The organism is Aeromicrobium sp. Root344 (assembly GCF_001425755.1).
GTDB lineage: Bacteria > Actinomycetota > Actinomycetes > Propionibacteriales > Nocardioidaceae > Aeromicrobium.
On the sequence record NZ_LMDH01000001.1, the window covers coordinates 310,746 to 322,838 of the forward strand.

Sequence of the window (12,093 nt, forward strand, 5' to 3'; positions counted from 1 at the left end):
CGCGGGGATGATCTCGCTTCGCGAAGTTGTGGACAGTGACCTGCCCACGTTCTGGGAACATCTGACGGATCCGGCCGCTCAGTACGTCGCAGCGGTCACCCGGGGCTACCACTACGACAGAACGCTCTTCGACAGGTACTGGGCCAGGGTCCGTTCCGATCCAGAAGTCGTCATGCGCACGGTCGTCGCCGACGGAGTGCCGGTCGGTCATGCTGCGGTCTATGGGCCGCCGGACGAGCGCGAGGTCACCTATTGGATCGGCCGAACCCATTGGGGTCGTGGCTTTGCGACCGCCGCTCTCGCGGAGCTCCTCGACCTCGTCAGCACCCGCCCTTTGCACGCCCACGCAGCGGCCGACAATGCCGGCTCGATCCGTGTGCTCGAGAAGTGCGGCTTCGTCATCACCGGGCACGGAAGGGGCATGGGCCGAGCGCGTGGCGGCGAGATCGACGAAGTATCCCTCATCCTCGCGTAGCACCGCGAATCGCGGCGAGCGGTTGAGACGTGGCAAGCAACATGGATTCAGGTAGAGGCTGGCGCGACGGAATGACGCGGCTCGGATGCGTGTCAGGACTGCGGGTGCCGTACGAGACGCGTGCCGATCACGGGCCGCGATAACCGAGAAACGCGCGCATATCCGCCAATTCGGCTTCCGCCTCCCGATCCATCGCCCGGTCTACTCGTCTAGACATGATGAGGAATCCGACGACCCCCAGAGTTAGCACGGCCAGAGCGGCGACCATGATCTCGAACGCTGCAACGCTGCCAGAGCGTCCGGGCAACCAAGTATTCGCTCCAAAGAATCCGACGATCAGGGTTGGAACAAGGAACACTGCGGCCAGAATCTCAATCTGATGCTGACCTCGTTCCTGCCTCCTTCGCGCCCCCTCCTCGGTCTCACTGTGCAACATGTTGAAGGAGGAACGCAGCGTGGCGGCAAGCTCCTGACCCCGCTCTAGGGCGCGATCGATTCGTGTATCGACGCTCGAGCACAGGGCGTGGTCGGTGGCACCAAGCAGCCACGCTTTACTGATGTCCTTCTGAACGCCTGGTGGGTTCAGTGGGGCGAGCCACTTGCGGAACAGTGCTGTTGAACCCCAAAGCTCGGCCAGCGGCCGACGCTCGGTGCGCCGACCAACGTAGAGCCCGATTTCCCACTGCTCAAGCCACTCGTGGAGCTTCCGGAGGGTTGGCGCGTAGGTGAGAGCCAATTCCTCCATCACCAGGATGCCAAGGTCAGCAGCCGTGTGCCCGACCGCCCCGAGATCAGCGGCCCAGCGGCTCTCTACTGCCCGAATGAGAGCGTCGCGACCTTCGCTCGGTTCTTCCCGCTCCAAATGAATGCCGCGGTAGATCGATCGGGGATGCCAACAACTGATGAGCCACCCGTCGCCGGCGATCATCTCCACCGGTTGCAGAGCGATCCGCCCTGGAGGCTCGAAGTCATCTCGCTCCTCGGCAGGACTGATGCTCCTCGCTTCAACCGAGAACGCGGAGACTTTACGTATTTTTCCCGCCGCGTAGTCGATTGTGCCGGGCAGCGAATCAGGTGTCAGGAGGTCTTCGAGCATCTCGCGATCCAGACCGGGGCACGACGACGAGAGCTTGGCCAGGCATTCATCCAATGCCGTCGAGGAAGACTCGAAGTCGATCCACAGCGCTGTCCCAGAAGGGCGTTCTCCATCGAGGGTCCCCGAAGTATGTGGCTGCCCCGCCACCCAAGAGGTCACTCGCCAAGGCGACGATTCGGTTCCAGCCCCGGGTACGTCGTCGACAACAGTCGATCGGCCCGGTAGTCGGCTGACTTCTGTCTTCTGTCGATCTCTGTCGATCTGTTCGTCGTCCTGCATCGCGTCTACCTCAATGAGCTTCGCCGGGCATTGCATTTTGATGATGCCCCAGTGCCGGGACCACTGGTGTCAATTCACGAACACAGTTCGCGCGGTTGTCTTTGGACGGCATTCAAGACTCGCTCGATAGCCCATCCGCGGCGGAATGACGCGTGTCAAAACGACGCCTTTTGGGGCGAATGAGCGGGGCGACCGGGCCTCAATTCAAGGATGCCCGCGCCCTCACGATGAGTCGGCGACCAACGAACAGCCACGCGACTAGTGCAATCGGGATCAACCGGGGCTCCAGATGGTTGCCCTTACGGCTGCCGATGAGGATTGAAGGCTCATCCAGAATCCCTGGCCAAAGGGCCACCTGCGCGACGACAAGGGCCACAGCGCCCCACCATGCGAGCCGGAGCATCGATAGAAGTCGCCGATCGCTCACACGATTCATGACGGTCATCCTAGAACCGGAGCGAGAGTTCGCGGCGGAATGACGCATTCGCGAGCTTTGTTGCGTTGCATTGCGGTGTCGCTGGCGCGACGAAGATTTGCGTGCGCGGTGCCTGATCGGTCTTCCCGCAACACCGCGCGGGCCCCTCAGTGTTCGCTGCTGAAGAACCGTAGCAACAGCGGGCCGACGATCTGTGGGTCGACGACGTGATCCGGCCCCTCGAGGGTCTCCCGTTGAGCGTGGGGTAGGAGGTCTGCAAGCTCGTCGGCTGCGCGGTCGAAGAAGTCCGAGGGCAGGCCCGCCATGTAGGGGACCGTGATCGGCCCTCCGGTGGTGACCAGGACCGGTTGGGTGACCGTTGCCAGTCGATCGGCCGGCAACCGGTAGTGGTTGAGGAAGAGGCTGTCGTGGACCAGCGTGGGCGCGAGGGCGACCGAATCGGCCCAATGCGCCGTCTGCTTGCCTGCCGCTTTCCTGGCCGCGATGTTGTCGTCGGAGGCGCCGGTCATGCGCATGAACAGTTCGAGAACCTCCTCGTCTCGCCCGGCGTCGAAGGCGCGTCGGGTGTCCGCGACGTACTCCTCGAATCGCGGGCGTATGTCGTCCCCGACCACGTAGGGCACCTCCCACACGGCGATCGTGTCGATGGCTGACCCTGCCGCGGCGGCTTCCAGCGCCAGAGCGCCACCAGAGGACGCCCCGAACAGGTGTGCCGAGCCGCCCGCCTCCGCGATCAACGCATCCAGGTCCTCGATCTCCCTCTCCACGGCGTAGGGCTCGGTGAAGCCGCTCGCGCCGCGTCCCCGACGGGCATAGTTGTAAACCGTGAAGTGCTCGGCGAGAGCAGGTATCAAGGGAGCGTTCTCGGCTCCGTCGTCCTGTGCGCCGCCTACCAGGACGACAGCCGGACCGCTTCCCTTCCGGTCGTAGGCGATGGTGGTGCCATCGTTTGATGTCACGCGAAAGGCCATCTCGGTCATCTCACATCTCCGTTCGAGAGGTTTGTCTCAGCGCCTGAGCAGCGTGCCGACGACGGCCTCGGTACGCGACCACCGCACCCCTGCGATCACGGCCGCCACGACGAGAAGGGCGAGCGGCAGCCAAGGCCTCTGCTCGAGCACGAACTGATCAGTGATGACAGCACCGGTCAGCAATGCCGCCAACCCGAGACTGGCCAGGCCCGCCAGAGCCGGGATCAGAAGTCCAACCCCTCCCGCGACCTCCAGCACTCCGACCAGGTACCGGAGCCACTGGCCAGCCCCGATGTCGGCGAACATGTCCACCATGACCGGGTCGCCGGCGAGCTTCGAGATTCCGCCGCCGGCGATGATCGCCGCCAGCACGCCTTGCAGAATCCAGACCCCGATGCTGCTCGCCCGCCCGGGCGTGTGCGCAACGGTTTCCGAGTCTTTCTTGAGGATGGTGCTCATTCGGCTCTCCTTGCCGTGTCCGGGCGCGATCAACTAGTCAAGTTTGATTACTCGGCCAAAGTAGACGAGGAGGAAGGTCTAGTCAAGGTTGATTAGGGGACCGTTCGCCACGAACCCGGATCATCGGCCATGGTGTAGGCGCCCTCAGCCAGTCGTTCGCTCAGGCTCTTCGCCCACTCCAGTTCGGTGCGTGCGTGTCCCGCCCACAGTTCGGCCTGATCGCGGACGTGTTCGGGAATGTCGGGGTTCGGGTGCTCCCGCCACTCGGTCTGGACTACGAGCTCCGCTTCCAGGCGCGCGACCCGCTCGTTGACGTGCGCGATGGCATCTGTCCTGGTCAGCATGGGCAACATGGCGATCGACGCGTTGAGCATGGCCGGGTCGTGGGTGCGCCGCAGACCGTCGCGGACCAGATCGATGATCTCGTCACGCCCCCGAGCTGTCACGCGATACAGAACGCGCTCCGGCCCGGAGTTGCCCGGCTCGGCGTGTTCGGTGAGGAGGCCATCAGCCGCCGCCTTCTTCAGCGCGTGATAAATCGAGCCGGGCTTGATCTTGGCCCAACTCTCCACACCCCAGCTCTGCAGCTCGGACCGCACCTGGTAGCCATGCGCGCCGCCGGAAAGGTGCACGACACCGAGTACCAGGAGCTTCGTCGCCGACATGCGCCCACCTCCGCTCAATCTGCTCGGACTCGCTCCACTGCGTGCCCTCCAGCGTGGTGTCAACTCCACCCACACTAGGGTGCCCTCCTGGTCCGGGGTGGTGTCAGCACTGACCTACAAACGGTGCCGGCGGAAACCTCCAAAGCCATGGCGTTCTGTCTCCCGGACGTGCCCGACTACTCGCGGCGGAATGATGCTGGGTCGATCGCACGTCGATCTTGCCCTCGGGTTCAGACTGTGGCCAGCATGACCCGACCTTCGGGCGCGTCGGCCGAACCTTTGACGATCTGTTTGACGGAGCCGAAGCCGGCTGTGGTTGCTAGCTTTGTCACTTCGTCATCCGTGTCGTAGAGCTGGTGGCCTGCTGGAGGAAAGCGTCGCTGAGCCATTGCCGGCATGTTCTGCTTGAGCTGATAGCCGATCGCGAGAAGCCCCCGTGGTCCAAGAAGACTTCGAATCTGTGCCATCTCGGCGACAGGATCCCGCCAGAAGTAGAGCACGTGATTGGCCATCACGATGTCAGCGGGCGCACCGGCGCGCAGCGCTGACACGCCTCCCTCAAGTAGCGTCAGGCGACCGGCAGAAACTGCCAACCGATTGCGCTTCCTGGATTGCGCCAGCATGACCGATGAGACATCGATGCCCCATACCTGTGCTTCGGGGAACTGTGCGAGCAGCGCTTCCAAACCCACGCCGGGACCAGGACCGAGCTCAGCGACTCGTTCCACCCCACTGTCATGATGTGCCGACGCCTGTTGCGCCACCCACCTACTGAGCTCGGCGTTGCCCTTGGCCATACCGCGTCCGACAACCGCACCGAGAAAGCCAGAAGGATGACCGAACTGCTGCGCAAGACCCATCAGCGCATTATGGGGGGTCTCATGACGAGCGACAAGGTGCCTCTGGCAATCGACCAGATGGGGCGATCTGCTGAAACGCGGGGGAATGACGCACCTGCCGAAGCAACGACGGACCGGCTATTTGCGAGATGACTGCCGGGTCATCATCAGTCTGCTGAAGAGATATCCACCTGCGCAGAGCAGACCGAGCCCGAGATACCCCCACTGGCGTGCAGATGCTCCGGCGACAACCAGAAAAGCGGCGAGACTCACACCGACGATGTTGAACCGCTTGCCCCAGACGGCGAATTTCGCCGGTCGGATCACCGCCGTCCTCGCTTTTCGGCACTAGACCAAGTTCTCACAAGGTGATTCGATCGGCACGCGATCCAGCGAGCGACAGGGCGTGCGCACGCGGCGGAATGGGACACCATCCCAGGTTGGGCGAGCTGCTAACTAATCGGGGTCGTCCGGCCAGCTGCGGTGCCGCCGTCGATGACGAGCTCGGTGCCCGTCACGTACGCGCTGTCGTCGGAGGCGAGGAACAGCGCTGCCCTGGCGACCTCCTCCGCGGTCCCTCGCCGGGCGAGCGGGATGCTGGCGACGTACGCGGACCAGTCGGTGTCGTCGAAGTCGGGCCGGTCCGTGATCGGTGTCGCGATGCTTCCGGGACAGATCGTGTTGACCCGAATGCCGCGATCGGCGACCTCGAGCGCCGCCACGCGGGCCATCAGGGTCACCGCCGCCTTCGACGCGCCGTAGGCGCCGAGCCCAGCCGTCGCCTCGAGACCGCGCAGCGATCCGATCGTGACGATCGAGGCTCCGGGACCGGTCATCGATCGCGCAGCCGCCCGGACGCCGAGGAATGTACCGATGACATTGAGGTCCAGCAGCCGGCGCAGCTCGTCGACGGACGTCTCGGCCAGCGGCGAACGCAACGCCGCTCCCGCCGACGTCACCAACGTGGTCCACGTCCCCAGCTCGTCGACGACCGAGGCCCAGCCGTCCTCAGACGTCACGTCGAGGTGGCGATACGTCGCCCGCTCGCCCAGCCGAGAGGCCAACTCCGAGCCCGCCGCATCGGCGACGTCGGTCAGCATGACCGTCGCGCCCTCGGCGACAAACAGGTCAGCCACAGCCGCACCGATCCCGCTCGCCGCACCGGTGATCAGCACCGACCGGCCGGCCATGCGCTCGTACGAGGGCAGCTGACTCATGGATTCTCCTGTCGAACGGATGGAAAGCAGCCGGCACCGGCGCCCTGGAGGGGAGACGCCGGTGCCGGGTGCTGATTTCAGCCGAGGCTTACGAGACGCCCCAGACCTTGTCCCACTGCGCCTGGTAGTCCTCGACAACCGGGAACGGCTTGGACGTGTCCGACGGGACGGTGCTCTTCGTGATCAGCCAGTACGGCGGGCCCGCGTCGTTGACCGGCACGCCGGCCCAGTGACGGGCGAGCGCGTCGAGCATCAGGTAGTCGTACGAGAACAGGTCCGCCGGCACGAGGGCGTCGATCGAGCCCGCCTTCATGTCGGTGAAGTTCTGCGTGCCACCACCCTGCCCGACGATCTTGACCTTGTCGCCGAGGCCTGCGGCCTTGAGCGCCGCGGGCAGGCCCGTGCCGAGAGCGTCTGCCACCGAGAGCGCGATGTAGTTGACCTTGGGGTGGCTGCGCAGGTAGGAGATGATCCGGTCCGGCGCGTCCTTGCCCAGCGACGTCAGCGGGATGTCGAGGTTGTCGACCGAGCAGCTCGAGCAGTACTTCTTCATGCCGGCGTCGAACGTGTCGCCGACCTGCTTGAGGATCTGGAACGCCGAGATGTTGACGTACAGCGCGTTCGCCTTGCCCTTGCTGTCCGTGACGACCTGGGCGGCGAGGTAGTCGCCGATCGGACCGTTCTGCTTGTCGGTCGCGGTGTTGTAGAGCAGGCCGTCTCCGGCGGTGGCGAGCGAGCAGCAGGTCACGAACTGCACGCCGGCCTTCTTGGCGTCGGCGATCTGCTTGGAGTACGCGTCGCGGTCCGCCGCGTTGAGGATGACGGCGTCGGCACCGTTGCGGATCGCCGCGTCGATGGCGCCCTGCACCTTCTCGGCCGAGCCGTCGGTGGCGACCTGGTCGACCGTCCAGCCGAGCGACTTGGCGCCGGCCGCGAGGATCGGGCCCTGCAGCGCACAGGCCTCGACGCCACAGCTGACGAACGTGAGCTTCTTGCCCTTGGGGATCGGCTTGCCGACCGGGTCGGTGACCGGGATCGTGGTCGGTCGCTCGGACGCCTTGGCCACGGTGGCCTCAGCCGCCTTCAGACCCGCCGAGTCGACCTTGGAGGACGAGCCGGACGAATCGCTTGAGCCGCACGCGGACGCTGTGACGAGGACCGCTGCCAGCACGATCGCCAGCGCACCGCCCTTGGCACGGCCGCGGAAGCTGCCAGGTTGCTTGGACATTTTTCTCACTTTCTGTGTGGACATAACGCCCCGAGAGTTGGGTGGACCGGCCAGGGCCGGGTCTGGGATCAGGCCGGCTGGGGCTCGGCCTCGTCGACCGCGGGTGCACGCGCGGTCAAGGTCGTACGCCGCTGCAGTCCGGTGACCATCAGCGCGGCGATCAGGACGATGCCGACGAACAGCGCGCCCGACCACTGCGGCGCGTTCGCCAGGCCGAGGCCCGTGGTGCCGGTGCCGAGCAGCAGGACCGCGATGATCGTGCCGCCGGCGTTGAAGCGACCGTTCTTGAGCTGCGTCGCGCCGAGGAAGACCGCGGCGAAGCCGGGCAGCAGGTACGGCGTGCCGGCCGTCGGCGAGCCGCCACCGAGGATCGACGCCAGCACGATGCCGGTGGCACCGGACAGCACGCCCGAGGTCACGAGCGTCATGAACTGCAGCCGCGCGACGCTGACGCCGGCGAGCCGGGCCGCGTCGGGGTTGAACCCCGTGGCATACAGGCGGCGACCCGTGGCGGTGTGCTCGAGGAGATACCAGATGCCCACCGCGACGAGAGCGAAGTAGAGCACCGGCAGCGTGATGCCGCCGACGGTCGTCTGCCCGATCTTGGAGAACCCGCCCGACAGCTTCGCGTCGCTGATGGGGGTGTCGTTCGTGACGAGGGTGATGAGCGCCTGGATCAACGAGCCGGTGGCGAGCGTAGCGATGAACGAGTCGATCTTCATCACGACGACGACGGTGGCGTTGATGAGGCCGACCGCGAGACCGATCAGCACACCGAGCGCCAAGGCGACGCCCAGAGGGATGCCATCGACGACGAAGTGCGCAACCGCGACGCCGCACAGCGTCATGTTGAGCGCGAACGACAGGTCGAACACGCGGGCCGCGAGCGGGATCGTGACGGCGAGCGCGGCGAGACCCGTGATCGCGTTCGAGTTGAGGATCTGCTTGGCCGTCGTGATGTTCGGGAATGTGTCGGGCGCCCAGAACGAGAACACGATGACGATCGCGATCCAGACGTAGATCGCGCCGACCTTGTCGAAGGCCAGCATGTTGACCCATCGCGAGGTGCCGCCGGACCTGGGCTCTGCCTTGGTCGCGTTCGGTGCTGCCACTGTCTTCTCCTCGACCTTGATGCTCACTGTCCTGCTCCTTCGATCGCTCGGATGAGCTCGTTCTTGGTGAGCCCGTCCGTGGCGAGCTCTTCTGCGACGACCCCGTGCCGGAGCACGAGGATGCGGGTGGAGAGCGCCAGCAGGTCGCCCTCGTCCGACGACGCCACGATGACCGTCAGGCCGGCCGCGGCGAGGTCGGCGATGATGCGATAGATCGCCACCCGGGTGCCGATGTCGACCCCCGCGGTCGGCTCGCACAGCACGAGCACGTCGGGACTGATGGCGAGGCAGCGGGCCAGCACGACCTTCTGCTGGTTGCCGCCGCTCAGGGTGGAGATGGGTGCCGAGGGCCCGGCGGTGACGACGCCAAGCCGTGCGCTCCACTGCTCGACCAGCTGGCGTTCCTGGCCACCGGAGAGGTGGCCGGTACGCCCGAGGCCGCGCAGCGACGACAACGAGAGGTTCTCGCCGACCGAGAACTCGGCGATGACGCCTTCGGTCTGCCGGTCGGACGGCACGAGGGGGATGCCGAGCTGACCGGCAGACCGTACGTCGTGCCACTCCTCGGAGCGCTGCGGCAGCCGGAGCTCGCCGCTGGCGAGCGGGCCGCCCTGGCCCGCAAGGACGTACGGGAGCTCGAGGGTGCCGGCGCCGGCGAGACCGGCGATGCCGAGGATCTCGCCGGCACGGGCCTCGAGCGTGACGCCGCGCAACCACTTGCCGTGGACGTCGCGTGCCTCGAGCGTGACCGACGTGTCGGTGCGGGCGACGACGTCGGCACGGAAGTCCGGGTCGACGTCGTTGCCGACCATCAACGTGGCGAGCTTGCGGCTGTCGAGCCCGTCGATGTCGTACGTGCCGACGCGACGACCGCCACGCAGCACCGTGACCCGGTCGGCGAGGGCGAAGATCTCGTCCATGCGGTGCGAGACGTAGAGGACGCTGGTGCCGCGCTTGCGGACCTGAGCCACGACGTCGAACAGGCGCTGGACCTCGTCGTGCGGCAGCACCGCGGTCGGCTCGTCGAGCACGAGCACGCCGTCGCCGTCCCAGCCCTGCAACGCCGCCGCGATGGCGACGACCGTACGCTCGACCGGCGTCGCAGCGGCGAGCGGCCGGTGGATGTCGAGGTCGACGTCGAACGCGGCGAGGATGCGGCGGGTCTCGGCCTCCTGCTGGCGCCAGAGCACCCGCCCGCCGAAGCCGCGGGCGAAGCCGCCGCGCAGGGCCAGGTTGTCCTGGGCGCTCAGCTCGAGGATCAGGCCGAGGTCCTGGTGCACGAAGCGCAGCCCGTGCGGGACGGTCTTGCCGATCTCGAACTCCGCACCGTCCATCTCCGCGGTGGCACCGGCATCGGCGGAGTGATAGGCGGCGAGGAGCTTGATCAGCGTCGACTTGCCCGAGCCGTTCTGACCCATCAGCGCATGGATCTCGCCACGGGCGATCTCGATGCTGACATCGTCCAGCGCGCGGGTCCCGGGGAACGTCTTCGAGAGGCCTTCGACCCGCAGCACCGTGCCGGTCTGGGCAGGCGCCAGGGAAGTCCCGCCTGCGCCGACGACATTCTCCGAAACGCTCATGCGCTGACTCCTCTCGCTGTGACTCCGGTCACGTGAACTGACTTCAGTTAGGGACTGTACAGATGCGTCTCACCCTTGGCAAGGGGTCCTGCGCGATGCGGTTCTCAGCCGCCCTGCGGGCTCATTGCCGCATCAGGGCGGCGCACCGCTCGGCGATCATCATGGTCGTGAAGTTGGTCGGCACCGACGGGATGACGGGCATGATCGAGGCGTCGACGACCCGCAGGTTCTGCGTCCCGTGGACGGTTCCGTCCTGGCCGACGACGGCCCACGGCAGGCCGGGATCGCCCATGCTGCAGGTGCTGACCATGTGGACGTACGTGTTCTTGGCCTCGAGCACGGCGCGGCTGATGTCGCCGCGGTCGACGACGTCCGGACCGGGCCACAGCTCCGCCCCGACGTACTTCTCCAGGCTCGGCGACGCGACGATCTCACGGACGTGCGCGACGCCAGCGACGAGCCGCTTGAGGTCGTCGGGGTGGTGCATCAGGTTGAGCAGGATCCGCGGCTTCTCGAGCGGGTCGCGCGACCGGATCGAGACGCTGCCCATCGACAACGGGCGTACGAGACCCACCGCGACGATCATGAGTCCCGGCTGGAGCGTGAACGGGATCGCGTGCAGGTCGGGCTCGAGGTCCGACTCGGGTCCGCCCGAGCTGAAGACCAGCATCGTCTGCAGCGGTGGCAGCAGCTCGCCGATCGCGTCGGCATCCGCCTCGTACGTCATGTAGACCAGCGGGTGGTCGCCGAGCTTCTGGCCGACGCCGTCGAGCTCCGAGACGACCTCGATGCCGAGATCGTCGAGCAGAGGCTTCGGCCCGACGCCGGATCGCATGAGGATCGCCGGGCTGCCGATGCTGCCGGCGGACAGGACGACCTCGTCGGCGAGGAGCTCCTCGCCCGAGACCAGCACGATCCCGGTCGCGCGGGTGCCGTCGAACAGCACGCGGTCGACCTGCACGTCGTCCAGGATCGTCAGGTTGGGCCGGTCGCGCGCCGCCTTGAGGTAGGTCACGGCTGAGCTCTGGCGCACGCCGTCGCGCTGGTTGAGCGGCACAGGTCCGGCGCCGCGCTGGGAGTCGCCGTTGAGGTCGGCGGTCACCGGGTGCCCCTGCTCAGCACACGCGTCGACGAACGCCTGCATGAACGGGCGCAGGCCGTTGTCGGCGGTCCAGCGGTGCACCGGCACGTAGCCCTCGCTGCCGTGCCGCTCTCCCCCGATCGGGTCGTTCTCGATCTTCTGCAGATAGGGCAGGACCTCGTCCCACGTCCAGTCCGTCGCCCCGAGCCCGACCCAGCGATCCATGTCGAGCTTGGTCGGCTGCAGCGCGTTGGTGGCGTTGACCGACGACCCGCCGCCGGTGACCTTGCCGGCGAACACCGGCAGCACGCCCTGCTCGACGATCGCGAAGTCCGGCGTGTTCGACGACTCCGGGATGTGGTCGTCGGAGACGTAGCCCCAGTCGTGGCTCGTGAAGCCGAACAGCCAGGCGTTGCGTACGTTGTCGGCCGCCGGCTCGTCGATGTCCTCGTAGTCCGGGCCGGCCTCGACGAGCACGACGTCGGTCTCGGGATCCTCGGAGAGGCGGGACGCCATGACGCAGCCGGCGGAGCCACCGCCGACCACGATGACGCGTCGACGCGAGGGTGCCTGTTGGGCGGAGCTGGGGGTGGTGGTCATGTCGGATCCTCGGTGATCGTGCGGGTTCTGTTCCATGAATCTAACTCAGTTCAGG

General features: G+C 66.5%; 11 protein-coding genes. 1 reads left to right on the plus strand and 10 read right to left on the minus strand.

The features are described 5' to 3' along the window. The first annotated feature begins 7 nt into the window (after positions 1–7). The gene (locus tag ASC61_RS01530) at positions 8–475 is read left to right on the plus strand and encodes a GNAT family N-acetyltransferase (RefSeq protein WP_200935495.1); all 468 of its coding nucleotides are present in this window, start codon (positions 8–10) and stop codon (positions 473–475) included. A gap of 127 nt (positions 476–602) precedes the next feature. Here ASC61_RS01530 and ASC61_RS01535 read toward each other — a convergent pair whose 3' ends face one another. The 10 genes from ASC61_RS01535 to ASC61_RS01580 all read right to left on the minus strand — a co-directional run bounded on the left by ASC61_RS01535 (position 603) and on the right by ASC61_RS01580 (position 12,038). Next, entirely contained in the window at positions 603–1,850 is a 1,248-nt protein-coding gene (locus tag ASC61_RS01535) for a CorA family divalent cation transporter (RefSeq protein ID WP_162243626.1), read from the minus strand. 582 nt (positions 1,851–2,432) lie between these two features. Continuing rightward, positions 2,433–3,266 carry an alpha/beta fold hydrolase gene (locus ASC61_RS01540; protein WP_056208378.1) on the minus strand — a complete coding sequence of 278 codons (834 nt, stop codon included), beginning with the start codon at positions 3,264–3,266 and terminating at the stop codon, positions 2,433–2,435. A 27-nt stretch (positions 3,267–3,293) separates the two neighbouring features. Next, positions 3,294–3,716, minus strand: a complete 423-nt coding sequence (locus ASC61_RS01545; RefSeq protein ID WP_056208380.1) for a DoxX family protein — start codon at positions 3,714–3,716, stop codon at positions 3,294–3,296. A gap of 92 nt (positions 3,717–3,808) precedes the next feature. Then, on the minus strand, positions 3,809–4,381 hold the full coding sequence (locus ASC61_RS01550; RefSeq protein WP_056208383.1) for a PadR family transcriptional regulator: 573 nt from the start codon (positions 4,379–4,381) through the stop codon (positions 3,809–3,811). Positions 4,382–4,611: 230 nt separating this feature from the next. After that, positions 4,612–5,241 carry a class I SAM-dependent methyltransferase gene (locus ASC61_RS01555; protein ID WP_082530382.1) on the minus strand — a complete coding sequence of 210 codons (630 nt, stop codon included), beginning with the start codon at positions 5,239–5,241 and terminating at the stop codon, positions 4,612–4,614. 431 nt (positions 5,242–5,672) lie between these two features. Further along, the gene (locus ASC61_RS01560) at positions 5,673–6,437 is read right to left on the minus strand and encodes an SDR family NAD(P)-dependent oxidoreductase (protein WP_157439337.1); all 765 of its coding nucleotides are present in this window, start codon (positions 6,435–6,437) and stop codon (positions 5,673–5,675) included. Positions 6,438–6,525: 88 nt separating this feature from the next. Next, on the minus strand, positions 6,526–7,665 hold the full coding sequence (locus ASC61_RS01565; protein WP_056208389.1) for a sugar ABC transporter substrate-binding protein: 1,140 nt from the start codon (positions 7,663–7,665) through the stop codon (positions 6,526–6,528). A 68-nt stretch (positions 7,666–7,733) separates the two neighbouring features. Then, positions 7,734–8,804: an ABC transporter permease gene (locus tag ASC61_RS01570; RefSeq protein WP_056208392.1), complete on the minus strand. Its 1,071-nt coding sequence runs from the start codon at positions 8,802–8,804 to the stop codon at positions 7,734–7,736. After that, the gene (locus ASC61_RS01575) at positions 8,801–10,357 is read right to left on the minus strand and encodes a sugar ABC transporter ATP-binding protein (RefSeq protein WP_056208395.1); all 1,557 of its coding nucleotides are present in this window, start codon (positions 10,355–10,357) and stop codon (positions 8,801–8,803) included. The genes ASC61_RS01570 and ASC61_RS01575 overlap by 4 nt, the downstream gene beginning before the upstream one ends. A 121-nt stretch (positions 10,358–10,478) precedes the next feature. Next, the gene (locus tag ASC61_RS01580) at positions 10,479–12,038 is read right to left on the minus strand and encodes a GMC family oxidoreductase (protein WP_056208398.1); all 1,560 of its coding nucleotides are present in this window, start codon (positions 12,036–12,038) and stop codon (positions 10,479–10,481) included. Positions 12,039–12,093: the final 55 nt, after the last annotated feature.

Bases quoted from the DNA above. Each gene is read 5' to 3' on its own strand.
- ASC61_RS01530 (WP_200935495.1), top strand. From the start codon at position 8: ATGATCTCGCTTCGCGAAGTTGTGGACAGTGACCTGCCCACGTTCTGG.
- ASC61_RS01535 (WP_162243626.1), bottom strand. From the start codon at position 1,850: ATGCAGGACGACGAACAGATCGACAGAGATCGACAGAAGACAGAAGTC.
- ASC61_RS01540 (WP_056208378.1), bottom strand. From the start codon at position 3,266: ATGACCGAGATGGCCTTTCGCGTGACATCAAACGATGGCACCACCATC.
- ASC61_RS01545 (WP_056208380.1), bottom strand. From the start codon at position 3,716: ATGAGCACCATCCTCAAGAAAGACTCGGAAACCGTTGCGCACACGCCC.
- ASC61_RS01550 (WP_056208383.1), bottom strand. From the start codon at position 4,381: ATGTCGGCGACGAAGCTCCTGGTACTCGGTGTCGTGCACCTTTCCGGC.
- ASC61_RS01555 (WP_082530382.1), bottom strand. From the start codon at position 5,241: ATGGGTCTTGCGCAGCAGTTCGGTCATCCTTCTGGCTTTCTCGGTGCG.
- ASC61_RS01560 (WP_157439337.1), bottom strand. From the start codon at position 6,437: ATGAGTCAGCTGCCCTCGTACGAGCGCATGGCCGGCCGGTCGGTGCTG.
- ASC61_RS01565 (WP_056208389.1), bottom strand. From the start codon at position 7,665: ATGTCCAAGCAACCTGGCAGCTTCCGCGGCCGTGCCAAGGGCGGTGCG.
- ASC61_RS01575 (WP_056208395.1), bottom strand. From the start codon at position 10,357: ATGAGCGTTTCGGAGAATGTCGTCGGCGCAGGCGGGACTTCCCTGGCG.
- ASC61_RS01580 (WP_056208398.1), bottom strand. From the start codon at position 12,038: ATGACCACCACCCCCAGCTCCGCCCAACAGGCACCCTCGCGTCGACGC.